The organism is Sorangium sp. KYC3313, from assembly GCF_052075895.1.
Classification (GTDB): domain Bacteria; phylum Myxococcota_A; class Polyangia; order Polyangiales; family Polyangiaceae; genus Sorangium; species Sorangium cellulosum_B.
Map to the genome: position 1 here is coordinate 6,362,181 of NZ_CP197255.1, position 26,050 is coordinate 6,388,230.

24 protein-coding genes are annotated in these 26,050 nt (G+C 71.1%); 10 read left to right on the top strand and 14 right to left on the bottom strand.

Translation table 11 applies throughout. The features are described from left to right. Window positions 1-44: 44 nt before the first annotated feature. Window positions 45-680, bottom strand: coding sequence for an NUDIX hydrolase (locus ACSRUE_RS24805; protein ID WP_437766664.1), 636 nt, complete (start codon window positions 678-680; stop codon window positions 45-47). Window positions 681-848: 168 nt separating this feature from the next. Then, window positions 849-2,498: a carboxylesterase/lipase family protein gene (locus ACSRUE_RS24810; RefSeq protein WP_441285754.1), complete on the bottom strand. Its 1,650-nt coding sequence runs from the start codon at window positions 2,496-2,498 to the stop codon at window positions 849-851. Window positions 2,499-2,536: 38 nt separating this feature from the next. On the opposite strand from ACSRUE_RS24810, the gene ACSRUE_RS24815 reads away from it, so the two are divergent. Next, the gene (locus tag ACSRUE_RS24815; protein ID WP_437766666.1) at window positions 2,537-2,671 is read left to right on the top strand and encodes a hypothetical protein; all 135 of its coding nucleotides are present in this window, start codon (window positions 2,537-2,539) and stop codon (window positions 2,669-2,671) included. Window positions 2,672-2,880: 209 nt separating this feature from the next. Further along, window positions 2,881-4,677: a hypothetical protein gene (locus ACSRUE_RS24820; RefSeq protein ID WP_441285755.1), complete on the top strand. Its 1,797-nt coding sequence runs from the start codon at window positions 2,881-2,883 to the stop codon at window positions 4,675-4,677. Window positions 4,678-4,802: 125 nt separating this feature from the next. On the opposite strand, the gene dsrP is transcribed toward ACSRUE_RS24820, so the two are convergent. From dsrP to ACSRUE_RS24835, 3 genes are read right to left on the bottom strand one after another with little or no spacing between them, the layout of a single operon-like run. After that, window positions 4,803-6,077: a sulfate reduction electron transfer complex DsrMKJOP subunit DsrP gene (dsrP, locus tag ACSRUE_RS24825; protein ID WP_441285756.1), complete on the bottom strand. Its 1,275-nt coding sequence runs from the start codon at window positions 6,075-6,077 to the stop codon at window positions 4,803-4,805. Between the two features lie 15 nt (window positions 6,078-6,092). After that, entirely contained in the window at window positions 6,093-6,995 is a 903-nt protein-coding gene (locus ACSRUE_RS24830; RefSeq protein WP_437766669.1) for a 4Fe-4S dicluster domain-containing protein, read from the bottom strand. Next, a complete protein-coding gene (locus ACSRUE_RS24835; protein ID WP_437766670.1) occupies window positions 6,992-7,612 on the bottom strand; it encodes a hypothetical protein in 621 nt (206 codons plus the stop codon). The genes ACSRUE_RS24830 and ACSRUE_RS24835 overlap by 4 nt, the downstream gene beginning before the upstream one ends. Before the next feature lie 268 nt (window positions 7,613-7,880). Here ACSRUE_RS24835 and ACSRUE_RS24840 point away from each other — a divergent pair, with 268 nt between their 5' ends. Genes ACSRUE_RS24840 through ACSRUE_RS24855 form a run of 4 tightly spaced genes read left to right on the top strand, consistent with a single transcriptional unit; the run spans window position 7,881 to window position 11,666 of the window. Beyond that, window positions 7,881-8,123, top strand: coding sequence for a hypothetical protein (locus ACSRUE_RS24840; protein WP_437766671.1), 243 nt, complete (start codon window positions 7,881-7,883; stop codon window positions 8,121-8,123). Then, entirely contained in the window at window positions 8,120-10,543 is a 2,424-nt protein-coding gene (locus ACSRUE_RS24845; RefSeq protein ID WP_441285757.1) for a molybdopterin-dependent oxidoreductase, read from the top strand. Before ACSRUE_RS24840 ends, ACSRUE_RS24845 begins: the two co-directional genes overlap by 4 nt. Next, a complete protein-coding gene (locus ACSRUE_RS24850; protein WP_441285758.1) occupies window positions 10,540-11,313 on the top strand; it encodes a nitrate reductase cytochrome c-type subunit in 774 nt (257 codons plus the stop codon). Before ACSRUE_RS24845 ends, ACSRUE_RS24850 begins: the two co-directional genes overlap by 4 nt. Next, on the top strand, window positions 11,310-11,666 hold the full coding sequence (locus ACSRUE_RS24855) for a hypothetical protein (protein ID WP_441285759.1): 357 nt from the start codon (window positions 11,310-11,312) through the stop codon (window positions 11,664-11,666). The genes ACSRUE_RS24850 and ACSRUE_RS24855 overlap by 4 nt, the downstream gene beginning before the upstream one ends. 49 nt (window positions 11,667-11,715) lie before the next feature. Here ACSRUE_RS24855 and manA read toward each other — a convergent pair whose 3' ends face one another. Then, window positions 11,716-12,915: a mannose-6-phosphate isomerase, class I gene (gene manA / locus ACSRUE_RS24860; protein ID WP_441285760.1), complete on the bottom strand. Its 1,200-nt coding sequence runs from the start codon at window positions 12,913-12,915 to the stop codon at window positions 11,716-11,718. Window positions 12,916-13,041: 126 nt separating this feature from the next. Between manA and ACSRUE_RS24865 the strand changes: the two genes are divergently transcribed. Together ACSRUE_RS24865 and ACSRUE_RS24870 are read left to right on the top strand one after the other, a co-directional pair. Beyond that, a complete protein-coding gene (locus ACSRUE_RS24865) occupies window positions 13,042-13,698 on the top strand; it encodes an MmcQ/YjbR family DNA-binding protein (protein WP_441285761.1) in 657 nt (218 codons plus the stop codon). A gap of 213 nt (window positions 13,699-13,911) precedes the next feature. After that, window positions 13,912-14,943, top strand: coding sequence for an endonuclease/exonuclease/phosphatase family protein (locus ACSRUE_RS24870; RefSeq protein ID WP_441285762.1), 1,032 nt, complete (start codon window positions 13,912-13,914; stop codon window positions 14,941-14,943). Window positions 14,944-14,989: 46 nt separating this feature from the next. Here ACSRUE_RS24870 and ACSRUE_RS24875 read toward each other — a convergent pair whose 3' ends face one another. From ACSRUE_RS24875 to ACSRUE_RS24895, 5 genes are all read right to left on the bottom strand, one after another. Then, entirely contained in the window at window positions 14,990-15,622 is a 633-nt protein-coding gene (locus tag ACSRUE_RS24875; protein WP_437766678.1) for a DUF6151 family protein, read from the bottom strand. A 76-nt stretch (window positions 15,623-15,698) separates the two neighbouring features. Beyond that, complete coding sequence (locus tag ACSRUE_RS24880) at window positions 15,699-16,577, bottom strand: SUMF1/EgtB/PvdO family nonheme iron enzyme (RefSeq protein WP_441285763.1); 879 nt, start codon at window positions 16,575-16,577, stop codon at window positions 15,699-15,701. A 559-nt stretch (window positions 16,578-17,136) separates the two neighbouring features. After that, window positions 17,137-17,523, bottom strand: a complete 387-nt coding sequence (locus ACSRUE_RS24885) for a VOC family protein (RefSeq protein WP_437766681.1) — start codon at window positions 17,521-17,523, stop codon at window positions 17,137-17,139. Between the two features lie 97 nt (window positions 17,524-17,620). Next, entirely contained in the window at window positions 17,621-18,313 is a 693-nt protein-coding gene (locus tag ACSRUE_RS24890) for a DUF4956 domain-containing protein (RefSeq protein WP_441285764.1), read from the bottom strand. Then, window positions 18,310-19,107 carry a polyphosphate polymerase domain-containing protein gene (locus tag ACSRUE_RS24895; RefSeq protein ID WP_441285765.1) on the bottom strand — a complete coding sequence of 266 codons (798 nt, stop codon included), beginning with the start codon at window positions 19,105-19,107 and terminating at the stop codon, window positions 18,310-18,312. The genes ACSRUE_RS24890 and ACSRUE_RS24895 overlap by 4 nt, the downstream gene beginning before the upstream one ends. Before the next feature lie 332 nt (window positions 19,108-19,439). Between ACSRUE_RS24895 and ACSRUE_RS24900 the strand changes: the two genes are divergently transcribed. Continuing rightward, the gene (locus tag ACSRUE_RS24900; protein WP_441285766.1) at window positions 19,440-19,610 is read left to right on the top strand and encodes a hypothetical protein; all 171 of its coding nucleotides are present in this window, start codon (window positions 19,440-19,442) and stop codon (window positions 19,608-19,610) included. Window positions 19,611-19,732: 122 nt separating this feature from the next. Further along, entirely contained in the window at window positions 19,733-22,156 is a 2,424-nt protein-coding gene (locus tag ACSRUE_RS24905) for a substrate-binding domain-containing protein (protein WP_441285767.1), read from the top strand. Between the two features lie 1,272 nt (window positions 22,157-23,428). On the opposite strand, the gene ACSRUE_RS24910 is transcribed toward ACSRUE_RS24905, so the two are convergent. The 3 genes from ACSRUE_RS24910 to ACSRUE_RS24920 all read right to left on the bottom strand — a co-directional run bounded on the left by ACSRUE_RS24910 (window position 23,429) and on the right by ACSRUE_RS24920 (window position 26,013). After that, window positions 23,429-24,499, bottom strand: coding sequence for a hypothetical protein (locus ACSRUE_RS24910; RefSeq protein ID WP_441285768.1), 1,071 nt, complete (start codon window positions 24,497-24,499; stop codon window positions 23,429-23,431). A gap of 192 nt (window positions 24,500-24,691) precedes the next feature. Next, window positions 24,692-25,708: a hypothetical protein gene (locus ACSRUE_RS24915; RefSeq protein ID WP_441285769.1), complete on the bottom strand. Its 1,017-nt coding sequence runs from the start codon at window positions 25,706-25,708 to the stop codon at window positions 24,692-24,694. Next, window positions 25,702-26,013: a hypothetical protein gene (locus ACSRUE_RS24920; RefSeq protein ID WP_441285770.1), complete on the bottom strand. Its 312-nt coding sequence runs from the start codon at window positions 26,011-26,013 to the stop codon at window positions 25,702-25,704. Before ACSRUE_RS24920 ends, ACSRUE_RS24915 begins: the two co-directional genes overlap by 7 nt. Window positions 26,014-26,050: the final 37 nt, after the last annotated feature.

Sequence of the window (26,050 nt, forward strand, 5' to 3'; positions counted from 1 at the left end):
CGGGCGCCTCGGCGGCAGGCTGGCTGAGCCGGCGGCTGCCCGCGTTACCCGTGGAGCACCTCGAAGAGCTGCTTCAACATGAGGTACGTGAGCCCCCAGACGACCCGCTCGTCCACCATCAGGCACGGGAGCTGGAGGACGTTTCCCTCGTGCGTGTAGGCATAACGCGAGGTGCGCTCGCCGCGCGCGAGCGGCCCGAGCGGCGTCCAGACTGTCTCTGCCACCTCGCCGCTCAGGGTGAGCTCCGGCGTGGCGTTCAGCGCGAAGACGAACGGGGCGACGATCATCCTGGCGCGCCGCCCGCGCGCGACCGTGGGGACCTCGGGCAGGCGCGCGAGCAAGGTCCCGTGCGCCGCGAGGTCGATCCCCACCTCCTCGCGCGTCTCGCGGATCGCCGTGGCGAGCAGGCTCTCGTCCGCCGGCTCGCGCCGCCCGCCCGGGAGCGCCATGTGCCCCGACCAGGGATCGGCCGGGTGCTCGGCCCGGCGGATCAGGAGGAGCTCGGCCTCCCCGGGCTCCCGGCCCCCCGCGAGAGGATCGAGCGCCGTGCCCAGGGGCCCCGCCGGCGCCCGCAAAATAGCGGCGACCGCGGCCTGGCGCTCCTGCGTGAGCAGGTCGAGCGCGGCCTCGCGCCCCTCGAGGCGGGCCATGATGGCGGCGAGGTCGTAGGAGGAGAGCACCGGGGTCAGGATAGCATAATATCTATCGCTATTTAGAGCGCGGCGGCGGCGCTCGGGGATCGCGCTCGCGGCGGGCCCGGACTCAAGACTCAAGCCGCGCAGGCCGCTCGCCGGGTCCCGGCCATGGCGCCATGGCGCGCCGCGCCGCGGCCCTCCGTGCGAGCACCGTCAGGGAGCCGCCGCGGCGAAGGTGTCCCACGCGTCGCAGAGCGCTCCCTTCAGGCCGGCCTGCGGCGCGATGTCGAGGCCCAGGGCGAGGCTCTCGTCCCCCTCCGCGTCATACCTCGGCCACGCGACGGCGCCCTCGCCGTTGGGGTCCCCGCTCGCCGCGTGGCGCGACCAGTACCCCATGATCTCCTGCGACATCCCGAGCTCACCCTCGGTCAGCGGGTCTGGCAACACCAGCGTCGGGTTGCCGAACACGAACTTGATCTCGGCAGCATGGAAGGAGCCGAGATCGCCGAGCAGCGAGCTCTCGGGCGCATAGGTGAAATGATAGAGATACGTCGCCGCGCCGCCGGCCGCGATCGCGCGCGCCGCCCGCCGCGTCGGGCACACGAACATCGCGTCGCCCAGCGCCGCGATCGCCGCCGCCTGCGCCGAGCCGTAGGTCTCGCTCGGGTAGAGCGCCACCACCTCCTCGCCGTGGCCTGGGGCGAGCGTCTCGGCGAACGCCTCGAACGCGGCGTCGTCGGCGACCGCCGCGGACTCGCCCCAGAGCGCGACGAAGAGCGTGCCCTCGTCCGCGTTGCTGCCGAGGATCGTCGGCACCTTCTCGAAGCTCCCGGCCTCGAGGAGCTTGCCGGGCGTGTCGGGGAGGTTCCATCCGTCGACGACAGGGAACCACGTCGGGCCGGCGCCCTCGAGGAAGGCCGGGCCCTGCGGCAGCGCGCTCATGATCTCCTCGTCCGATTTGCCGCGAAGGCACTCGAGGACGGAAGGCGCGTCGGTGCAGCCCAGCGCCTCGACGAACTCTTGCCCCTGCGCGCTGGCCGCCGCCTCGTCCGCGGCGGAGTCGCACGGTCCGCTCTCGATGATGGCGCGCTGGAACAGGCCTTTGCTCCTGGGCGACACCAGGTGCATGCAGACGCTGATGCCGCCCGCGGACTCGCCGAACAGGGTGACCCTGGAAGGATCCCCGCCGAACGCGGCGATGTTGGCCTTGACCCATTCGAGCGCGGCGCGCTGGTCCTCCAGGCCGTACGCGCCCGTCGACGGGTGATCGGGATCCTCCGACCTGAGCTCCGGGAGGGCCAGGAACCCGAGCGGGCCGAGGCGGTAGTTGAAGGTGACCACCACCGATCCGGTCGCCTCGGAGAGCGCCCGGCCGTCGTAATCCGCCTCCCCGCCGCTGCCGAGCTCGAAGCCGCCGCCGTGGATCCAGACGAGGACGGGTACGGACGAGGACGCCGGGCGCTCGGGCGTCCAGACGTTCAGGGTGAGGCAGTCCTCTCCCGAGCTCTCATTGTAGCCCGGGGTGAGCAGGTTCAGCTGCGAGCAGGGGATGCCCACCTCGACGGCGGCCCGCGGCTCGGTCCATGGCTCGTGCGGCGCGGGCGATCTCCAGCGCAGCTCCCCGACCGGCGGCGCGGCGTACGGGATGCCAAGGAAGGCGCGCGTCGCGCCGACGAGCGCGCCCTCCACCGGACCCGCCTCCGTCTCGACGAGCGGCGCAGCCACGTCGCCGCCGCCCGAGCCGCCGGCGCCGCCCGAGCCGCCCGAGCCGCCGGCGCCTTCCAGAGCCGGCTCGCTCGAGCTGCAGGCGGCAGCGAGCAAGCCAAGAAGAATGGTGTGCGACAATGAAGGTCGAATGGGCATGATCGTCTCCGTCAAGAGCAAATCGTGAATGCGGGACCGTGGGAAGCCGAGAGCGCGGCGCCGACGACGTAGGGGGCGATGAAGGCCGCCAGTCGGCGGAGCAGCGTTCGGTGCGTGCGGAATTCAACCATGAAGAGCGAGCGGTGATGCTGGAATTTGACGTTGTTGTCTGAAAAGCCCCGACTGTGTCAGCTTCGTGCCGTGAGGCCGGGCAACCTTGACATGGCGAAGGGCGCGAACTCCTCCTGTGCCCATGGCAACTCATCGAAAAGACGGGATCGCGGGCGGCGCCGGGCGTCGAGGGGATTCGGCGCGTGGGTACCGGGGCCGCGCGGCCCGCATCGGGAGATCAGGCTGGTCCGGGCTGCTGACGTGCATGGTGATGGCCGGCGCCCTGGCCGGGAGCGCGTGCAGCTCGGATCCGGACGCCGGGGGGACCGGCGGCACGGCCGCGTCCAGCGGGAGCGCGGGCGGCGAGGGCGCAACCACGGCGACCGGCGCGGGGGGAGAGGGGGGTGGAGGCGAGATCACGCCGGTCATGCCCGATATCCACCCGGAGGTGTTCGGCACGTTCGACACGTCGGAGCTGACGGTGTTCGCGTTCAGCCAGGTGGAGGTGGACGAGGCGGATCCCCAGGTGCTGGAGCTCGCCCCGGACATGGTGCCGAGAGCGTGGCAGCGCTGGCGCGACACCGGGATCCAGGCCGACGACTATGACGCCGAGTACCTGGCGAGCTGCCATGAGCGCGGCATCCGCTTCGTCGCGGGCAGCACCGCGTCCATCGTCTTCGAGGACGAGGTCGACAGCGAGGAGAAGTTTCTGGAGCAGACCACGCGCGACGCCGCGGGCGAGCTCGTCGCCCACGACCAGATCGTGCCAGGCGCCCACCGGTCGAGCATGGCGTCCCCGAGCTACCGCGCGCGGCTCGTCGAGATCGGCAAGCTCCAGATCGACCTCGGCGTCGACGGGCTGAACTTCGACGAGATCAACGGCGGCTACGGGGGCGCGGAGTACGACGGCAACGAGGGGTTCGACGACCACCATGTCGCGGACTTCGGCAACTACCTCTGTCGCAAGCACGGCGGCCGGCCGGCGGGCTGGCAGCAGGGGTTCGATCTCCTCCCGGAGGACGGGCTCGACTGCGGAGGAGCGCTCGAGACCGCCGGGAGAGGCTTCGATTTCCGCGGGTATCTCCGGCGCGTGAACGCCGTGGCGAAGCCCTTCGACAGCGGGAACGAGCTGCTCGTCGAGGAGTGGGGCCGGACGGTGGGGAACCGTCCAGACCCGCAGCTCGGGACCTTCGTCGAGGTCTATCCGGCGCTCGTCTACTGGCAGGAGGTCGTGCTCGAGCTCCGCCGCTATGCGCGCGAGCAGCACGGCCGCGAGATCTTCATCTCGTCGAACGGCATCGTGCCGTTCGTCGACCTGCAGAGCGTGGGCCTGTACGACTGGAACATCGACGGCGGCGGCCCGCGCGGCATGAACTGGGTGCCTGTCGTGGAGGGGCACCTCGACGGGACCGTGTCGTTCCAGACTGCTCTGCGGGGGCTCAAGGCGCGCTCGAAGCGCGTTCAAGAGCTCGTCGGCGGCAAGGAAGTCCCCCTGATGCTGTTCCTGGACTGGCCCAACGACATGATGAACCGCTACTACGGGCTCCCGCTGGAGGAGCGGAAGGACTATTTCCGCGTCTTCGCCGCGGAGGCCTACGCGAACGGCCTGTACTTCGCCCTGCCGCTGCACACGACGACGGACGAGAGCACGGCGACCGCGCTCGAGATGATGGAGTTCTTCGCGCGCTTCCGCGACTTCTACAAGTCCCACGAGGAGCTGTACCACGGAGCCACCGACGTCACGGGGCCCGTGACCCTCTCCTTCGAGGAGTGCGCGTCCGCCGAGCAGCCCGAGGCGTGCGCCGGCGAGAAGAAGATGAGCCACAACCTCGTGCGGCTCGCGGACGGCCGCACCGTGCTCCACGTGATCAACCACGAGTACAGCGCAGGCGTGGTGGAGCAGGTGGGAGTGACGGTGAGCTTCCCCGTGGACGCGAGCCCGACGCAGGTCACTGTCGCGTCGATCGACTTCGAGGAAGATCGCGTGGTGCCCTTCTCGTACGAGGATGGCGTGGTCACGGCGGAGATCGGGGCGCTGCCGGCCTCCGTCGCGATCGTCGTGGAGTGAGCGGGGCAGCGCCGCGAGCTCAGCTGTCCACCCGGGACGCGTCGCCGGCCTCTCCGGCTCAGGCCGGAAGCCCAGCGCGACGAGCCCGAGATGTGTCCGGCGGCGCGCCACCCCACGCAGCAGCGCTATTGCGCGAGCGGCGGCGCGTGCTCGTCTGCGCGGGTGTCGCCGGAGCGCGGCTCGACCGACATCTCGCCGGTGAGCACCGTCAGCGCGACCTTGATGGCGATCGTGAGCACCATGAACCCGACGGCCCAGATGCCCGCCGTGATCTTCCACTCGGCCATCGAGGGCACGTACTCGACGAGCTCGTGCAGGGTGCTCGGCACGAAGCCCGGGATGATGAGGCCCATGCCCTTCTCGATCCAGACGCCGGTGAAGGCGGCGACGCAGGCCGCGTTGAGGTAGGCGCGGCTCCCGCGGCTCGCCGGCAGGTGCAGGAGCGCCGCGGAGGCCACGTTCAGCGCGACGGCCGACCAGATCCACGGCACGAGCGCGCTCTTGCCGTGAAGGCCGAAGAACAGGTAGGTCACCGCGGTGCTGTGCGCGCCGCCGGTGTAGAGCGACGTGAAGAGCTCCGAGCCCAGCATGAACAGGTTGAGCAGGACGGTCACGCGGAGCACGGAGGTGAGCGTGCGGATCGGCCCGTCGCCCACGCGAAACCGGGTCAGCCGGGCGACGAGCTGGAGCAGCAGGATCACGAAGGCCGGGCCCGTGATGAAGGCAGAGGCGATGAAGCGGGGGGCGAGCAGCGCCGAGTTCCAGAAGGGGCGGCCGCCGAGGCCCGAGTAGAGGAACGCCGTCACCGTGTGGATCGACACCGCCCAGCCGATGGACAGGAACACGAACGGCAGATACCACTTCCTGTCCGGCTTCCTGCCCAGGTACCTCGTGTAGATGAGGTAGCCCGAGATGTGCAGGTTGATGAACAGGTACCCGTTCAGGACGATGACGTCCCAGGTCAGCATCGAGATAGGCCAGTTGAACCGCCCGAGCCCGGGCACGATGTGCCAGAACCTGTCCGGGCGCCCCATGTCGGCCACGATGAACAGGAGGCACACGACGATGGCGGCGATCGCGAGCAGCTCGCCGAGGATCACGACGTCGTGCATCTCGTGGTCGTCGTAGAGGTACGCCGGGATCACCATCATCACGGCGCCCGCCGCGAGCCCCACGCCGAAGGTGAAGTTCGCGATGTAAAGGCCCCACGAGACGTGGTCGCTCATGCCGGTGACCCGCATGCCCTCGGCGAGCTGGTGGGCCCAGGCGTTCGCGCCGACGAGCGCGATCGCCGTGAGCACCGTCATCCAGAGGTAGAAGCGCCACGAGCCCTCGAAGCTCTGGCCGACGACCCGGAGCAGGAAGCGCGGGTAGGTGATGGAGTGGGTGTCTTTGCCCATCGTGGCTCCGCTCGCTCAGACGTCGAAGAAGTAGAAGAAGCGCGGCCGCGTGCCGAGCTCCTCCTTGAGGATGAAGATCCGCTTGTTCTCGAGCACCCAGCGGATCTCGCTCTTCGGATCCAGGAGGTTGCCGAAGACGCGCGCGCCCGTGGGGCACGCCTCGAGGCAGGCGGGCATCCGGCCCTCGCGCGTCCGATGCAGGCAGAAGGTGCATTTCTCGACGACGCCCTGGGGCCGGATGCGGTTCGACAGGTAACCCTGGTCCGGGTTGATCTCGTCCGCGGGGATCTCGGGCTTCGTCCAGTTGAAGCGCCGCGCGTGGTAGGGGCAGGCGGCCTCGCAGTAGCGGCAGCCGATGCACCAGTTGTAATCGACGGCGACGATGCCGTCGGGCTCCTTCCAGGTCGCCTGGACGGGGCAGACCTTCACGCAAGGCGCGTTGTCGCACTGCTGGCACTGCACCGGCAGGTAGTACTTGCCCTTCGCGGGCACGGCGTGCTCGTACGTCGCGTCGCCCTTCTCCATGTCGAAGCTGCCCTGATCCATCTCGAGCACGCGAATGTAGGAGTTGTTCGTGCGCCGATCGTGGTTGTTCTCCACGTGGCACGCCTCCACGCACTTGCGGCAGCCGATGCACACGCTCAGGCTGAGCGCGTAGCCGAACTGCACCCCTTCCTGCGGGCGGACGTCGCGGATCGTGACCTCGCGGCCGTACTCCTCGCGCGTCTCTCGCTCGAGGCGGTCGATGACCTCGGCGAGCTCATCCCTCGTGAGCTCCTTGTAATGGCGCTGAAGGAACTGATCGAGCGAGAGGTCCTTGCTCCACGCGCGGAGCGGCTCCATCGCGCGGGCGAACGCGGAGGCGCCGAGCGTGGCTCCGAGCACCTTGAGCGCGACGCGCCTGGATGTCTGGGTCATCGGTGGGCTCCTTCTCCTGCGCCGCGCGCCTCCACGAAGCGGTCGCGCGGGGGCAGGACGGGCATCGACGGCTGGAACGCCGGCACGTGCGGATCGTGGCAGTCGACGCAGTGGTTGCGCACCCGCGCGCCGCCCGCGTAACTGCCGTTCATCCCGCCGTGCGCCCCGTTCGCGTAGTCGCGGAGCTGGGGGCCGTGGCACTGGGCGCAGAGCTGCATGGCGTCGCGCATCGCGAGGAGCGTGCCATCGGCCTTGCGCAGCGTGTCCTGCTCGCCGATCACATGGCACGAGGCGCAGCTCAGCCCGCCGTGCTCGAACCTCAGCCCGACGTGGAACTCGTCGAGCTCCGCCGTCGAGGTCGGCAGCGCACCGGGCCTGCGGAGCGAATGGCACGTCACGCACGCCGCGCGGATCGGCCGGCCCAGCGAGTCCCGCTTGTCCGTGGCGACACCGGAGAGCTTGTCAGGGTGGTGGATGCTCGCGGAGGCGATCGGCGTCGCCTCGAGCGCGGGGCGCAGCGCGAGCGGCTGGTCGCGATCCTGGCAGCCTGCCGCGTGCGCAACGCAAAGGAGTCCCAGGACCGCGGCGGCCCCGGGAAGACGAAGAGAGGAGTGCACGGCGCGATTCACATCGCACGCCACGTGCCATCGCGCGCGTCCGGGGCGGCGCCGCGGCCCGCGGCTCCGCGCGATGCAGGGCGCGCGTCCGGGACGCACCGTTTGCGCTGCCCCGCGGTCCGCGCGCGCCATGGATCTCCGGTGAGGCGCAGGACGCAGGCCGCGATGGACGGGCCTCCCGGCGACGATCTCGTGTGGCGTGGACCTTGCGATGTGGCGCTCGACCCGCTCGATCATATCCCCCGATCAACCCCAATCAGGCGTGCCGATGCCCATCAGTGCTCTTGTCATCACGCTCTCCGATGAGCCCAGCGCGCGAGCGCGGGCGCGTCGCTCGCTCGCCGCAGAGGCGGCGCTCTCGCTCGGTCCGCCGTGTGGTTCGAGGCTGCCCGCGATCGCCGAGACAGCGACCCTGCTCGCGGGGGAAGAGCTCGTGGAGCGGGTGCTCTGCACCGACGGGGTGGACTTCGTCGATGTGGTCTCGGTCGACTTCTCGGATCTGGAGCCATGATGGATCGCCGCGATTTTCTGAGGTGCTCCGCGATGGGCGCGGCGACCGTGGCCGCCAGTCGGCTCGCGCTGGGCAAGGACGGCATCGCCGCCGCCCAGGCGGCGCCCGGGGCGGGGACCGCCTCCGATGTGGTCTGGAACAAGGCGCCGTGCAGGTTCTGCGGCACCGGCTGCCACGTGCAGGTGGGCGTGAGAGGGGGCCGCGTGGTCGCGGTCGCGGGCGACCAGAGCGCGGACGTCAACAAGGGCCTGCTCTGCGTGAAGGGGTATCACGTCGGCCTCGCCCTCTACGGCAGAGACCGGCTCACGAAGCCGCTGCTCCGCAGGAACGGCAAGCTCGAGCCCATCGGCTGGGACGAGGCCATCGCGATCGTCGCGCGGCGCGCGATGCAGAACCCGGCGGGGTTCGCGCTCTACGGCAGCGGCCAGTGGACGATCCCCGAGGGGTACGCGGCGAACAAGCTCGTGAAGGCGGGGCTCGGGAACAACCAGATCGACCCGAACGCGCGCCTCTGCATGTCATCGGCGGTGACAGGCTTCCTCTCCACCTACGGCGTGGACGAGCCGGCCGGCTGCTACGAGGATCTCGACAGGTGCGATGTGCTCCTCATGTGGGGGAACAACCCGGCCGAGATGCACCCCGTGCTCTTCTCGCGCGTCGTCGACCGGCGATCGAGGGGCGAGCAGGTGCTCCTCATCGATCTCACGACGCGGCGCACCCGCACCTCGGCCTTCTGCCAGCACACGCTGTTTTTCAAGCCGAACACCGATCTTGCGATCGCGAACGGCATCGCGCACCTGCTCGTCGAGCGCGGGACGTTCGACCGGGCGTTCGTCGACAGGTTCTGCAACTTCCGCAAGCGGACGGAGCACCCCACCCTCGAGGGGCAGCCGATGAGCTTCGAGGAGTACAGGATGGCGCTCGCCGAGTACACGCCGGAGCGGGTGGAGGCGATCTCGGGCGTCGCCGCGAAGGACATCCGGATGCTGGCGGCTCTCTTCGGGCGCCGCGATCTGCGGATCACGAGCCTCTGGTGCATGGGGATGAACCAGCACACCCGCGGCACCGCGATCAACGATCTGGTGCACGGCGTGCACCTGCTCAGCGGCCATTTCGGCAAGCCCGGCGACGCCCCGACCAGCCTGACGGGCCAGCCGTCGGCCTGCGGCACGGTGCGCGAGGTCGGCACGCTCGCCCACGGGCTCCCCGGCGGCCTCGTCGTCACGAACGCAGAGCACCGGAAGGAGGCCGAGCACCTCTGGAACCTGCCCGAGGGGCGGATCAACCCGAAGCCCGGCTACCACACGGTCGAGCTCTGGAAGCGCTTCTCGACCCCGAAGGAGCAGGGGGGCGACATCGACACCATCTGGGTCATGGTGACCAATCCAGGCCAGTCGTTGCCGAACACGAACGAGCTCTTCGACGCGAGCCGCAAGATCCCGGGCAAGTTCCTGATCGTGTCCGACGTCTACCCGACGGCCACGGTGCGCGCCGCGGACCTCGTCCTGCCCTCGGCCATGTGGGTCGAGAAGAACGGGATGTTCGGCAACTCCGAGCGCCGCACGCAGCAGTGGTTCAAGATGGTCGAGCCGCCCGGCGAGGCGCGGGACGATGCATGGCAGATCATCGCCGTGGCGCGCAAGCTCCACGACATGGGCCTCGCCGGGATGAAGGACAAGGACGGCCGTTTCCTGTTCGACATCCGGAAGGACGGCAAGGAAGTGCCGGTCTGGGACTACAAGCACTACCACGACGTCAACGTCGACGAGCACCTCTTCGAGGAGTACCGCGAGTTCAGCCGGTTCAAGCACAAGGACCTGGCGCCGTACCGCGAGTACGTCAAGGCGCGGGGCCTGCGCTGGCCCGTCGTCGAGCAGCCCGACGGCTCGTGGCGGGAGACGCGGTTCCGCTTCGCGCGGTTCGACGACCCTTATGCCACGAAGGAGGAGATCCAGTTTTACCACTCGGTGACCAAGGACGACCGGGCGCTCATCTGGTTTCACCCCTACGAGCCGCCGCCCGAGTCGCCCGACGCGGAGTATCCCTTCTGGCTGTGCACGGGCCGCGTCCTCGAGCACTGGCACACGGGGTCGCTCACCATGAGGATACCCCAGCTACAGCGGGCGATGCCGCAATCGTACCTGGAGATGAACCGCGAGGACGCGCGGAGGCTCGGTGTCGGCGACGGCGAGGTCGTCATCCTGGAGAGCCGGCGCGGCGCGCTCGAGCTGCCTGTCTGGATCGAGGGCCGGGGCGCGCCGCCGGCTGGCACGGTGTTCGTGCCGTTCTTCGATGAGACCGTGATGGTGAACCGCGCGACGCTCGAGGCGTACGATCCGCTCTCGAAGCAGCCGGACTACAAGAAGTGCGCGGTCAGGATCCGCCGCAGGCCGCAGGGCAAGCGGGGAGAGGCGCGATGAAGGACGCCCGCGGCCTGCACGTCGGCCTCGCCGCGATCGTCGCTGTCGCGGCGGCGGGCTACTTCTCGGGAGTCCGCGGCACGGAGCAGGGGGTCGCCGAGCTGCGCGGCGATCCCGCTCCGCCCTCGGCGAGCGTCGAGGCGCGCAGCTACGCCGACATGCGCGAGCGCGCGCACGGCCCGAACGCCGGCATGTACGAGGGCGCATTCGCCCGGCTCGAGGCGGCGGACGCCGATCTCTACGCGCCTGTCGAGCAGTCGGAGGCCGATCGCGAGGCGGCGCTCGAGCGGCGCGCTTCCCGCCGCGCCTACGACGGCGCGCCGCCCACGATCCCGCATCGCATCGAGCAGCTCGGCGCCCCGGATTGCCTTGCGTGCCACGAGCGCGGGCTGCGCGTCGCGAACCTCACCGCGCCGAGGATGAGCCACCGTCGCTACGAGAGCTGCACGCAGTGCCATGTCGTCGGCGCCGACCCGAGGCCGCTCGCGGAGACGCCGCCTCCGCCCGACAACACCTTTGCTGGCATGCCGTCGCCGCGGCGAGGCGCCCGCGCCTACGAGGGCGCGCCGCCCACGATCCCGCACCCGACGCTGATGCGCTCGGAGTGCGCGAGCTGCCATGGCGTCCATGGCGCCCTGGGCATTCGCTCGACCCACCCTTACCGGCAGAGCTGCACCCAGTGCCACGCGCCTTCGGCCGAGCTGGATCAGCGCGCGCCGAGGCCCGTTTCGGCGTGGCCGCCGCCGAGCATGGGAGCGGACAGGCCATGAAGCTCCACACCGTGGATGAGACGGAGAGCGCGCCCGAGATCCGGCTGCCGCCGTTGCAGGAAGCGGTGCTCGACGAGGCGACCCTCGATCAGCTCTTCTTCGACCTCGCCGAGGCCGCGGAGCTCGTCTCGGTGTCGCTCAAGGGCGGTGCGACTGCCCGCGCCGGGGATCTGCCGCGGGCCGGAAGCGGGGGTGACGGGCTCGCCCTCGCCCGCCGCGCGCTCGGCGACGGGACGGCGCTCGGGGTGCAGATCCGTTATCGCTTCGCGGGCTCGGAGTGGTGGGATACGCTGCTCCGGACGCCGTCCGGCGTGCGCCTCGTGCGCGTCCGGCACGAGGACGCCCTGGGATAGCGCGATGCGCGCGCGTGGCGCTGTCGTTCGATGAGGAGAGAAAGAGGCCTCAGAGGCCGACGGTGGCCCGGAACAGCTGGCCGTGTCCCTCGATGGCGTAGCCTCCCGACGAGAACGGGACGAAGATCGAGCCACCCTGGCGGAGCTCGCGGGCAGCGCCGCGCGCGTCGACCAGCGAGGCCTGTCCCCGGGTGCAGAGGACGATCTCCGGGCCTCGGCGGTCATCGGTCCTCCAGGGGGCCGCGGCGTCGAGGTCGATGCGGGAGAGCCGGAACTCCGGCGCCGGGGTGTCATAGAAGGACTCCACGCCCACCTGGCGCGGCACGATGGGCTCGACACACCACGGCGCGAAATCGAGGACGCGAACGAGCTCGTCGACGTCGACGCGCTTCGGCGTGAGCCCGCCGCGCAGCACGTTGTCGGAGCTCGCCATGATCTCGATCCCGACCCCTTGCACATAGGCATGCAGACGGCGCGGCGGCAGGTACAGCGCCTCGCCCGGCTCGAGGTGCACGTCGTTGAGCAGGAGCGCGATCACGACGCCGACGTCGCCCGGGTAGAGCTCGTGCAGGCGGAGCGCCCAGCCGGCGGCCCGCGCGAGCCATCCGCCCGCCTGGGCGCGCGCGCGGCACGCCTCCACCACCGAGGACACGAGCCCGCGCCGGGCGGCCGGCTCGAGCGCGAGCAGGCCCTGGACGAGCCGCGCGACCGCGGCCGCGTCGATCACATCGGCGCCGCGCGGGACGAGCGCGTCCCCTGGGCCGCCGGCGAGGAGCTCGAAGACCTCCGGCAGGGCCGTGGCCGGCCGGAAACCGCAGAGGGCGTCGAACGGGGTGAGCGCGCAGATGAGCTCGGGCTTGTGGTGCGGGTCGCGGTAGGTGCGCTCGGGGGCGTCGACCGGGACGCCGGCGGCGTTCTCCGCGTCGAACCCGCGGCGCGCCTGCGCTTCGTCCGGGTGTGCCTGCAGCGACAGCGGCTGGTCGGCCGCGAGCACCTTGAGCAGAAAGGGGAGCCGAGCGCCGAAGCGTTCGCGCGTCGGTCCGCCGAGGAAGGCGTCTGCGTGCCTGGAGATGGCGTCGAACAGGCGCTCTCGGCTTCCGTCGAGCTCGATGCACGAGGAGGCCGCCGGGTGGGCTCCCATCCAGAGCTCGGCCTGCGGTTTGTCGGAGGGGCGCTGTCCGAGCAGCGTCGCGATGGCGTCCCGGGAGCCCCAGGCGTACTCCTGAACGCGGTTCTCGAGCGAAAACATTGGGATAGCGTGCTCCTGCAGGGCGCCACCCTACCTCATGACACCGGAGAAATCAGCTCTCGAGCGGGCTGTGAGCAGGCGCCGTTCCGGCTTTACGAGGTCGTGCGAGCGCTCTACGCTCGCCGGATGACGACGCGCCGGGACGACGCGAGGTTCACGCCCATCCTTGCGAGGCTGCGCGACGCCGCGCTGGCCTATCCCGGGGCCGTGGAGGAGTTCCCCTGGGGCGACCGTGTCGCCAAGGTGCGCGGGAAGATCTTCGTCTTCCTCAACACCCACGAAGGGAAGCTCCATGTCACGGCCAAGCTCCCGCAGTCGGGCGAGGCCGCGCTCATGCTGCCGTTCGCGGAGCCCACGGGGTACAACCTCGGCAAGAGCGGCTGGGTGACGGCGCGCTTCGGCCCGAAGGACCGCGTGCCCGAGGCGATGATGCTCGAGTGGATCGAGGAGAGCTACCGCGCGGTGGCGCCGAAGCGGGCTTTGCAGTCGCTGGATGGCGCGGCGCTGGTGCCGGAGGGGCCAGGGAAGCCGATGAAGACGAGCGCTCCAGCAGCGCGTGCGGCGGCGAGCCAGCGAGAGGCGCAGGCGACGGCCGCTGCGGCGGGGAAGGCCGCGGCGAAGAAGCGGATTCCCGCCAAGAAGGCCGCGGCGAAGAAGAGGACTCCCGTCAAGAAGGTGGCAGCGGCGAAGGAAACACCGCAGAAGAAGGCTGCGGCGAAGAAGAGGACTCCCGCCAAGAAGGCGGCGGAGAAGGAGAGCCGGCGAAGTCCATCACGCTTGTGAACGAGGCGGCGCCAGCGGACGCGGCCGGCGCGCCCGGCCGGTGAGGCTGAGTGCGTTCGTCGCCGCCCCCGCGCGTCGAGACAGACCCTACACGCCGACGGAGGAACATCGATGCGCCACCGCGAGCCATCCAGGGATGCGTCGTCCGAGCCGCAACCGCAATCCGCCAGGCGTCCTTCATCCCCACCACGCTGGCGCCGGCTCCGGTTCGTCGTGCTCGCCGTCGCCGTGCTCTACCTCCTCGCGGTCGCATCGATCTGGCTCGCCCTGCCGATCGTGGGCGACCGGTGGTGGCCAGGGACGCTCTTCCTCTTCGGCCCGCGCCAGATCGTCGCCGTCCCTCTGCTCGTGATCGTGCCCGCCGCGCTCCTCGTACAGCGCCGCGCTCTCCTCCCGGCGGCGCTGGCATCGGCGATCGTGGCCGGGCCGATCCTCGGTTTCACGCTCTCGCTCCGGGCCCTTACCGGAGGCGCCGACAGCCCCGATCTGCGCGTCGCCTCCTTCAACACGGGGAGCCGCGCCATGAACATCGATCGACTCAAGGGCTTCGTGGCCGAGACCCGGCCCGACGTGCTCGCGCTGCAGGAGTGCTCGGCGTCGGAGCCGGAGCTGAACGCAGCATTCCCAGGATGGTCCGTCCACGTCGATACCGGGATGTGCCTTGTGAGCCGGCACCCTCTCCTCAAGGTCGAGTCCAGGGATCGCCGCGACGTCTGGAATCAAGGCGGCCACGGCGCGATCCTGCGCTACGCGATCGCGCTGCCGGACGCGCTGCGGCCGAGCTCGGAAGAGCCGCGCGGGACCCGTGTCTTCAGCTTCCTCAACCTGCATCTGGAGACGCCCCGCGAGGCGATCGAGGCGCTGATCCACGGCCTGTGGAAGCAGGCAGCGGAGCACGACCGCGTCATCGCATTGCGTGTCTGGGAGTCCGAGCTCGCGCGGCAGTGGGTCGACGAGGCGCCCTATCCGGTCGTCGTCGCCGGCGACTTCAACATGCCGGTCGACAGCGCCATCTACCGGCGCTTCTGGGCAGGCTTCGAGAACGCGTTCTCGCGCGCCGGCCTGGGGTTCGGCGCGACGAAGCGCACGCGCTGGTTTGGCGTCCGGATCGACCACGTGCTCGCCGGGCCTGGCTGGACGACCGAGCGCGCGTGGCTCGGCCCGGATCTCGGCTCGGATCACCTCCCCATCGTCGCCGACCTGCGCTGGAGCGGTACCCCGCGCGAAGGGCGCGCGGAGCGCTAGCGCGGCGACGCCGCGAGGACGAGCGGGGGAAGTTCGAGCCGGCCCGTCACGCGCGCGCGGGGCGCGGGCCGCACAGCGGGCGCAGCGCCTCGCGCTCGGCCGCGGACAGCACCGTGATGGGGTACTTCGGATTGCCGCTCGCGCGATCGAAGAACGGATGCGGCCACGCCTTGCCGCGGAGCTTCCAGCCGAGCAGCTTCCGGGCCACGTGCGCGAGGAAGCGCACGCTCGGCCTCAGCGACCCGGGCGGCGGCTCGCCGATGGCGAACTTGCCCAGGATCCTGCCGCGCGGCGCGCCGAAGACCTCGTCGCACGGGCGCGCGCTCGGCGCTTGCTGGAACAGCTCGGTGACGATGCCGACGAACGGCAGCCGCGGCGTCAACGTGTTGCCGAGCGGCGTCTTGCAGCAGCTCGCGTACCAGCGATAGATGCCCTTGGGTGCCAGGCGCGCGGCGACGATGAGCTCGTCGCCGCGGTCGAACGAGACCGCCGAAGGAGCCACCTGCACGATGTCCGTGCCGCCCTGCTCATCGAGCAGGTCGGCGCGGCCGAGGTGGTGCAGGAACGCCTGACAGTCGTCGCAGTAGCAGACGGCGCGGTTCACAGCGTCCGGCGATGCACCGCGCAGCCATCCATGGACCTTTCCGCAGCGACACTGGAGCTCGACGTCTCTGGACATCCGGCTCGCATAGCACGGCTCGACGCGCGCCGCGCGCGCTAGAAGCCCGGGCGGATGTGTGGCCCGCGGCCCTCGCTCACCCCGCGGGGTGTGTCTCGGCGTCCGCGCAGCAGCGGAAGCCGACCTCGTAGCCGTAGTCGTCTTCCTTGTGAAAGGTCGTCATCGGGCGGCACTGGCTCCGGATCGGACCCCACCATCCGCCCTTGAGCCCGCTGCGGTAAGGGGCCTTCTGATCGGTGCGCACCACCCACTCGTTGACGTTGCCGTTCAGGTCGAAGACGCCCGCCCACGAGGCGCACTCCGCGCGCCCGCCGGCCGGCTCGCGGCCGTCCAGGCGCGCGAGCTCGGCGGCGCATCGCGCGTTCTGCTGGCACGCTGCGTAGTGGAGCAGCCGCTGCGAGTGGTCTGGAAAGCGGTAGTCCCGGTCCTGATTGCACGTCTCGGCATTCCGCTCGTAGCCGTAGACGTAGGGCAGCGATTCGGGGCCTTCGCAGGCGAAATTGAACTCGGCCTCGGTGCAGAGCCGCTTGCCCTGCTCCGCGCAGAGCTCGGCGGCTTGCTCCCACGAGGTCAGCGTGCGCGGCAGCGCGCCGGGGACATTCGGGTACTCGTACCGGTCCATGCAGAACGAGAGGTGCTCGGTCTTCTCGGCGACGCACCGCGACGGCTCGCGGAATCGCAAGCATCGGGCGGCGACCCCCGGCTCGCCGTGGCGCTTTGTCCATTCGGGATGGTACTCGAGGCATTCCTGCACCACGGCGCTGCAATACTCGCCCTCCACCCGCACCATCCCGTCGGGGCAGCCCTGGGTCGAGCCGGGCAGCGCGATCGGCACCTCGAGCATCGCCGGCTGCTCCAGCGGCTCGTCGTCCTCTGCGGCCGGAGGCTCGACCGGCAGCGGGTCCGAGTTCTCCGCCTCCGTCGCCGGCGTCTCGACAGGCAGCGGGTCGGACATCTCCGCCGGCTGCTCGGGAATCTCGACGTGCCGGGCGTCGCCTCCAGCTCCGCCCCCGCTCCCGCCGCTCCCGCCGCTCCCACCGCTGTCCGAGGGACCGGTGCAGCTCAAGGTCGCAACGCCGAGCAGTGTCAGTACCGTGAAACCCAGGATACGCACGTTGACCTCTTCCCACGTTTGGCTACATCAGCCTACAGACGTGGGCCAAAATTGATGCTGACCCGGGCTCGCCTCGATTTCTCGCGAGCGTCGGGAGCCATCCGGAGGCATTGCAAGATCTCGGCCTGCTCCCGTACCCCGGAAAAGCCGGGCTACAGGGCTGTTGGCCGTGGCTTTGTCCCGTGGCGTGGCCGCCCGGTGGTCCAGGATGGCCGGCCAGCGCGGCCACCCCGGCACATCGGCCAGCGCGCGAACTGCGCGCTCTGCGTCCTCTTGCGCGGCGGGTAGATCTCCCGCCGCCGTGGGCGCTCGGCGGGAGTCCGTTTGAATGCGACGTGATGGTGAATTACACGAGCTAATGAGTCGCCCATGGTGGGCGTCGAGGCCAGGGCCGCCGCTTCTACACGGGGTTCCCTTCGTCGTCCCACGTGGAGAAGCCCTGCGCGTCCGGATGATGGGTCTTCACCACGCAGAAGCGCTGGCCGGTCGGCGCCTCGAGCACCCACCACGTCGAGGCCTGCGTGACCCGCTTGGCGCCGAGCCGCTCGAGGCGGCGCACCTCGGCTTCGACGTTGTCGGTCTCGATGTCGAGGTGAACGCGGCTCCCGTGCTTCACGCTCTGCACCTCGACCGAAAGATCGCGCGCAGACGCGTCCAGGCGGACGTAGGCCTCGCCGTCCTGGCCGCGCGATCGCATTCCCAGCGCCGCGCTCCAGAAGCGGGCGGCGCCATCGAGATCGTCGGTTCGGCAGTCGATGATGAGCCCAGCCAGGCGACTCTTGTGCATGCGCTCTGTTAGCACGGCCACCACGGTGCGGCCGCGACCTGACGCGCCCTGGTGAGATTGCTGCCTACGCACCAGTTGATGTGGCGCGTCGCCGTGGTCAGAGGTCCAGCGTCGGCTCCTGGAGCATCAGGCTCACGTCCGCCACGCCGGGCAGCGCCTGCAGGCTCGTCACGAGGCCGGCCCGCATGTCGGGGTGGCGAATGCGGATCTGGTAGGCGTGCTCCATGACGGTGCCCTGCGCCGCCTCGCGCAGGGTCACGAGCGAGAAGGTGCCGCAGTGGTCGCGGAGGACGCCCGCGATCGGGCCGGCGATCTCCGCGCCGGCCTGGCCGGCCGGCGCCACGAACCGGAGCAGCCCGTCCGGCTGCCGGCGCGACCCGTAGCCGGTGACGTGGAGCAAGAGCGTCGCGACGCCGAACATCGCCGCCCCCGCGATCGCCGCGCCGTAGGCCCGCGCGCCGCTCGCCATGCCGATGGTGAGCGACGCGAAGACGAACACGACGTCGCGCGGGTCGCGCATCGTGGTGCGGAACCGGATCGCGGAGACACCCCCCGCGATCCCGATGCCGGCCGCGATGTTGTTGCCGACGGCGAGCATGAGCGTGCACGTGATGATGCTGCCGAGCGCCATGCTCTGGACGACCGTCCGGGAGTACGAGAGGCCGCGGAACGTCAGCATGTAAACGCCGGCGATCCCCTGCGTGAGCCCGAAGGCGACGAGCAGGGCGACGAGCGCGTCGCGCCACTCGACGGCCTCGCCGTGCGAGAGCGCGGCCAGCCAGTCCATCATCGCCACCCTGCGACCCGGGTCGCCCGCGCCTCCGGGAGCGTCAGCTGCGCGGTGACGCCGTAGCAGTACTTGGAGAACGAGTGCCGGACGAGGTCGAGGCGCCGCACGAGCGCCACCATCCACGCAGGCGGCCTGCGCTCGAACTTGAGCTCGAGGACGCAGACGGGCTCCGGCGTCTGCGTCTGGACGGGGTGGTCGACCGGGCGCCACCCCCCCTCGGAGGCGTCGAGATCCATCGTTTCCCTGCGCTGACAGACGATCTTCCGGTCAAACGTCAGGCGCGCGTAGCTGTCGAGGGTGCTCTCGTACGCCTCGCGCTCATAGTCGACCAGGAGCGTCGGCCTGAGGTCGTGGCGGTGGAACGCGCCGATGAACTTCTCCGCGCCCTTCCGCGCGCCCGGCGAGAGGCGATCGAGCGAGGGGGGGCGGCCGGGCGCGAGCAGATCGCACCACTCGCTCGCTGGCACCGCCGCGCGCGACTTGATGATCACATCCTGGACGCGCCGCTTCACCTCCAGGAAGGCCGGGCTGGTCTTCCCGGGATAGGTGCGCACCCGCAGCTTGAAGCGGTCGCGCTGCTCGCGGGCGTTGGCCCAGTAGAGGTCGAACCCGCGGGTGTCGAGGTAGAGCGACCGGATGCGGTACACGCCGCCCGGGCCGGCGTACCGGTCCAGCCGGCCGACCGCGCACGCGGTGGCCCGGATCGCCGGGACCAGACGCTCCGGTACCAGGTATTTGAACTCGTATCGTTCGATGACGTCCAGGACCCTCGCCTCCTCGGTCGTCAAGGGCAAGCGCAACGCGCTGCTGCGCGTCGCAAAGTTGTTACGGTAACCGCGCAATAATGACACAAATTTCGCCGGCGTCCGCAAGCGGAATCCATGGCCGCTCCGCGAGATCTTTGCGCTTTCCCTGCAACCTGCGCGCCTGCGGCAGCGCTGCTGGGGGAGCGCCCGGCGCGGCTCGGGGCCCGCGCGGGCGCCGCTCCTTGCCGTGGGCTGACAGGGGCTCGGAGCGGGGCGGGCCTTCGGCTGCCGGTGTGACGCGGGCCGGCGCGCTCCCCGCGGCGCGGGCGGAGGTCGCTGCCTGTTTGTGCCACGAGCGCCCAGCTCACGATCGCGCCGTCATGAGTCGATGCCGTGAGCGGTTCCTCGCCGGCGGCGACGCCGTCGCGACGCACCACGCTCGCGCCCATCGACGCGCGGTGTCGGCGCGTGTGCCCGGCAGCCAGCGCGTCGATGTCGCTCTCGGCTCGGCTGGCGCGATCGAGCGGTTCGGCGCGGCGGTATCGCCGTAACCGGCGCGAGCCGCGCCGCCTCCCGGCCGCGCCGCCTCTTCCCACCCCCGATTGACCCGATCGATCACGCGCGAATTTGTTGAAGGCCGCCTGGATCCAGGCGAGATCGTCGAACGATCCGCATGCGTCAGGCACCCGACCTCCTCGCCGTCCTCCAGCAGACCGTGCGGCGGGCCATGGCCGTCGTCCCGCACGCGCGGCGCGGCTGCCTGCTGCTCCGCGAGAGCGACCGCTTCGTGGCCCGAGCGCTGGTCGGGTTCGACGCGCCTCCTGGGGTTTCCTCGCGCGTTCCGGTCGGCGTGGAGGTCGAGGAGGGCGCGCTCGGCACGGCGGCGCCCTCTGACGGCGCGCACGCGAGCCGCATCGTCGACGCGCGGGCGTGGTACCGGACGTACCTGCCCTTCGCGATCGAGGCGGGCTGCGGCGTCCCCGAAGGCGCCGGGGTGCTGGTCGCGCCCATCCAGCTGTGCGGCGAGCCGGCCGGCTATCTCGCCCTCGAGCAGGCCACCATGGAGCCTCCGGGCGAGGAGCGCCGCGCCACGATCGAGGTCCTCGCGGGCACGGCCGGCGATGCGCTGGAGCGGCACAGGCTCTATGACGACAAGGCGAGCGCGGCGCAGGAGATCCGCCTGTTCGAGCGGCTGCTCCACGCGGTGGGCACGACGCTCGCGCTGCACGACCTCATCGAGACCATCGCTCACGGCATCAAGAGCGTGCAGCTCGATCCGAGCTGGAACACGGTGGAGATCTGGCTGCTTGAGGAGGACCGCGTCGGGGACGGCCCTGGGCTCGCGCGAGACGACCTCTGCGCCCGCGTCTACAGGGCTCCGGCGTCGGAGCCGACGACCTACTTCCAGAACGTCCGCGCCGGCGCCGACAGCGCCGCGCGGCCCCTCGGCGTCTCCATCGACTGGCGGACCGGCCACGGCGGCGACGGCGAGGGCTCTCAGCGCGTCCTGCTCGACGAGGCGATCGACCGGCGCATGTCCGGCATCATCGTCGCGCCCAGCAACCCCGTGAGCGCGGAGGAGGCGTTCCGGCGGGCGGCCGAGATGGACATCCCGGTCGTCGTGATCGACACGCCTCCGATCCCGGGCAGCCGGGCGCCGCTCTACATCGGGACGGACAACCTGGCGTCGGGCAGGCTGGCGGCCGAGGTGATGAAGCGGCTGCTCCCGGGCGGCGGCGTCGTCGCGTCCCTCGGCGCCGTGGGGCTCGCGCTGAACATCCGCGAGCGCGTCGATGGCTTTTGGGCGGCGGCGCTCGGGTCGACCCTCACGGTGCTGCCGACGATCCCGTGCGACTGGGATCAGGAGGCCGGGACGAGGCTCGCCATGGTGGCGCTCGAGGGGCGGTCCGACATCGCGGGCGCCTTCGGCGCCGCCGCGGACAACGGGCCTTCCTGGGGCCGCGCGGCGCGAGCCCTCGGCCGGGCCGGGGATCTCAAGGTCGTCGGCTTCGATCTCGTCGCCCGGACGGTCGCCCTGCTCCGGCAGGGGGCGATCCACGCGACGATCGTCCAGCGCGAGCACGACATGGGCTTCCGCGCCGTCGAGACGATCCACCGGATGATCACGCGCGGCGTCGGGCCGACCCTCGCCGAGCTGCCGCCTTCCCGTGTCGTCCACACCCGCGTCGATTGCGTCACCCTCGAGCAGACGCCGTGGTCGACGGCGCTGAGCGATTACCTCTCTCTCGAGGCCGCCCGCCGGGCCGCGGCCGGGAACGGCGTTCGGAGCGCGCCCGTCGCCCCTGGGATCGAGGTCATGATGATCGGGCTCTCGCCCCCCTCGAGCTCCGTCGTCGAGGACCAGGTCTCGATCCCGGCGCGCTCGCTCGTGCGCCGCGCGATCGCGTCGGGCCGCCCGGTCGTGATCGACCCCGCCGAGGGGGGCGCGGACGCCGCCCTGCCCGCCGCGCACGACGGCGCGCGCACGGCCATCGCGGTGCCGCTGCAAGGCCGCGGCAACGTCCTCGGCGCCCTCGTCCTGAGCAGCGCTCGCAGGGAGGCGTGCGACGCGTGCGACGTGGCGTTCCTGGTCCGCGTCGCCGGCACGGTGGCGATCGGCGTCGAGAACGCCCGGCTGCTCCGCCGCATCTCCGCGCGGAGCGAAGAGCTCGAGCGCGCCAACCTGCAGCAGGAGGCGATGCTCCAGACGATCCGCGAGCTCTCGAGCCCCGTGGTGCCCATCGCGGACGGCATCCTCGTGATGCCCATCGTGGGCGTCATGGATGCCCAGCGCTCCGGCGACTTCATCGCGTCGATGCTCCGCGAGATCGACGCGAAGCGCGCGCACGTCGTGCTGATCGACGTCACCGGCATGGCGTTCGTCGATGCGACGGCGGCGTCCCGGCTCGTCGAGGCGGCGCAGGCGGCCGCGCTGCTCGGCGCCGAGGCGGTGCTCGTCGGCATCCGGCCGGAGGTCGCGCAGATGATGGTCCGGCAAGGCCTGGACGTCGGCTCGATGGTGACGCACGCCAACCTGGCGAGCGGCTTCCGCCATGCCCTCTCGAGGGTGCGCCGCCGCGCGGCGAAGCGCCGCTGATCGCGCGGCGGCTGCTCCGCCCCGGCGGCCGGCGCCTCGACGGGGCGCGGCTCGGCGGATCACGTCGACGCCGGTGGCGGCCATCTTGTCCTTGGGGATGGCGGCCATGGCCGCGTCGCCCTTCGTCGCGAGCTCGTGCATCCACTTGCTCGACAGCTAGCCGAACTGGAGCGGCTGCTGCACGACGGTGCAGGCCACGGTGCCGTTCTCGATGCCGCTGAGCGTCGCGTCCTCCTCGTCGAACACGGCCGGGACGACCTTGCCCTTCTTTCCGAGCGCCTCGACGGCCGCGATGATGGCCGGCCCGTTGTACGACCAGAGGCCGGTCGCGATGTCGCGCCTCGCATGAACGACCCAAACGGAAAAATCAGGGAGGCCCTGTTGGAGATGGGCTCCCGGAGGCCGAGACGCCTCAGGGACGTCGCCGGGCGACGGCTATTGCGAGCAGCGCTGAGGATCCGATTGGCATTGGCACTGATCTCTACGCTCGGTTTCATTCCATTCGCAATAGCCGCACACTGCGTGCCTTTGGCTCTTGCAGTACTGGTCGCACGCCGCGCCCCCGAGGAAGCCGAAGTCGCAGACGTGAGGGAAATCAGACCAGGACACCGCCGTGGCGAGGTCCCCCTGCGGCGGGCGGCTGAGGGCGCCCTGGGCCGGGATAGCCTCTGACGAGGCTCCGTCCTGCGGCGTCTCTTGGTAAGATGAGCTGTCGACGACGCAACCGGTGAGCGAACGCGCGCCAAGTGCGGTGCATGTCCACAGCGCGGCATACTTGAAGATGATCTTGCTCGTCATTTTCGGTCCTGTCCTCCCGTGATGCTTCGCTGATTCCGTGTTTCCACACGAACGCCGTCATCGCCTGCACGAGGTGCTTGCGCGGGCGTTGGCCGTGTCCATGCGGCGCCGTGGTCGCGAGAGGCAAGCGGGAGCGCCCTGATCGACGGCGGCGCGTTCGTGGAGGGTGGCCGGCGTCTGGCCCGGACGAGGGGGACGGTGGTGTCTCCGGTGAACTCGTGTCGTCTGAGTCGTCGCGCTCGGCGGATGGCGCGGCGGTGGAGGCGCCCGTGGGATCCCGAGGGACTCAGGGATCAACGACGGTCAGGGAGATCGCGAGATGGAGAGCGTGAGAGCGCCGCCGTCCGAGCGGGGATCGACCCGCAGGCCGGCGCGATGAAGCAACTCGTCGACGAGCCTGGCGGCGAGGTCCTACCGGGCAGCGCGCTCTCCTGGAAGCTCACGGCCGTCGTCGGCCTCCTGCCCGCGGCGCGATCACCCGGGGCACGCCGCGGCGCAAGCCGCGCCGCCGCAGTCGACGCCGGCCTCGTCGCCGTTCTTCACGCCGTCGGTGCAGGTGGGCGCCTCGCAGGCGCCGCTCCAGCACACGCCGCTCAGGCAGTCTGCGCCGGTCTTGCAGCCCCCGCCCGGCGGGCAGCGCGGGCAATATTGCTTGCCGCAGTCGACGCCGGCCTCACGGCCGTTCTTCACGCCATCGCTGCACGTCGGGATCATGCAGCTTCCGTTCGTGCACACGCCGCTCTCACAGTCCGTGGCGGCCTCGCAGCGCTCGCTCGATGGGCAGGGACGGCATGAACCGCCGCAGTCCAATCCTGTCTCGCGGAGCCCCTCATCTCGCGCGCCGTTCACGCAGTGCTCCGGCACGCACCAGACACCATCACACGCGAGCCCGCCAGGGCACAGCGGCGTCGGGTCTGTGTCCACGCACTGCACGCACGCGCCCTCATGGCATCGTCCGGCGCCCGAGGCGGGACATGCGACACCATCCAACAGGAGATGTCGCGGTTCGTCGATGTCGCAGGCGTCGAGGGTGCACTGGTTGCCGTCGTCGTAGGGGTCGACGGCCGTCACGCTGACCACGCGGCCGTCGGCCGTGCACTCCTCGACCTTGCAGTCGCCGCGGATCTGCGAGGCGATCGGGCCCCGCTCGATCTCCACGACGCACGCGCCGTCCACGCACCTTCCCACGCCGCACCGCGGGTCCGGCGGGCCCGCGCAGTCCGCGTCGCCCTCGCAGCCCCCCGGCGGAACCGGCACCCCCGAGCACTCCTCCGTGCCCTCGGCGCACTCGTCGCAGGTCCGGCACTCCTCGAAGCAGTTCGGCTTGTCGTCGCCGCGCGCGCAGCAGATGACCTTCCCCGGCTCGCCACACTCGCAGCGCTCATCGATGCAGATCGTGCCCGGCACATTCTGCTGGTCCGACTGGCAGTGGTCCGTGGTCGCGCACCTTCCGCCCACGTAGGGCCCATCGCCACACGCAAGGAAGGTCGCCGAGATGAAGAGAAAAAGCAGCGCAGCAGCACAACGCGCGATGGGTCTACCCATGCGTCCAGTCCTCCGGCACGAGGCTGTGGCGCCGGCACCCAGGTGGCCCCAATCCGCCGGGGTGTCGTCTGCCAGGTCGTCTCGGGGCGCAGTATGCCGCGGTCAGGCGGCCGCCGTCACGCAAGTTTTCGCAAGATCGCGCAGCGTGCGGAGCGGCCTTCGATCAGAGCAAGGGCAAGGTCGAAGCGCACATCAAAACGTGCTCGTCAACGTAAGCCCCTTGGCCGACACCGTGATCTCTGCCGGCCCGCGCGGATAGAACGTGTAACCGAGCGTGGCGGCCAGGACGGCCCCTCCCGCGATGAGGCCGGCGAGGCCCACGCCCCGGTAGGCGATCGCGTCGTCGTAGGCCGACGCCGACTGCTGGCAAGCCGGCCGGGTCAGCCGGAAGCAACGGTTCGGCCCTGCGGAGAGCGCGGCGGTGTCGCCCGCGTCGTCCTTCTTCTCCGCGCCGACGAGCATCACGCCGCCGATCGCCGCCAGGGTGGCGGAGAGCCCGAAGCCGCCGGCGACGAGCTCCGGCCGCGGCCCGGGCCGGGGAGGCGGGGGGGCGAGGGGGGAGGCGCGGGGGCCGGGGGGCGGCGCCGGCGCGCCTGCGGGCGCGGCCGGGAGGCCTGGGAGCGGCGCAGGGACGCCGGCGGGCCGGGCAGCGAACGCGAGCACGACTTCCCGCGCCTCGCCGCGCGGCACGTCGATCTCGGCCGTCGCGACGTTGCCGTCCAGCACGGCGCGCACCACGTGGTGTCCGGGGGCGACGGGGATGGGCTTGTCGCCCTCGATCTCGGCGGGCGCGCCGTCGATCGTGATCTTCGAGCCCGCGGGGGCGACGACGTGGAGCTCGCCGGCGAGCTGCCGCGCGCGGGCCAGGTCGCTGAGCCGCGACGCGACGAGCGCGCGCTCCGCGGGCGTCCTGGGCGCGCGCATGATCTCCTGGCAGAGCGACAGCCAGCGCACGGCGGCCGGCGCGTCGCCGAGCCGGAGCGACAGCGCCCCGATGTTGCACGCGGCGACCTGGGCGGGCTCCAGCCGCCAGACGGCCATCCACAGGTCGCGCGAATCGGCGAGCCGATCTTCGCGAGCGGCCGCGTTCGCCTGCGCCATGAGCCGGGCGACCGCCTCCGGCGGGGCCTCGGCGCGACCCTCCGCCGCGCCGGCCAGCAGGGCGATGCACAGCGGGAGCGCGGCGACACGGCGTGTGTTCCTTAGCACGGGTGCGGATCTCCTTGGCCGAGCCTCGGTCTGAAGGGCCGCTCCGGAGCGAGGGCCCCGGGCGACGGCCCCACGTACCAGAAGGAGGCTGTCGGTGGAAGCCCTGGAGCGTGTGTCTCGTCCCTGTCGTCGTCGTACTCGGCGTGGACGTGGACCAGGAGCGTGCCGTAGGCCTCGTGCCATGCCTCCACGGCCTTGATCGCCGGGTCTGCGCTCTTCACCTCAGGGACGCCGAGCTTCTCGCCGTACAGCTCGGTCCAGCGCCGCAGGCGCCCTGCCTCGGCCGAGAGCCCGAGTCGCTCCACCGTCGCCTTCACGTAAATGCGGAGTTGGCCATCCAGC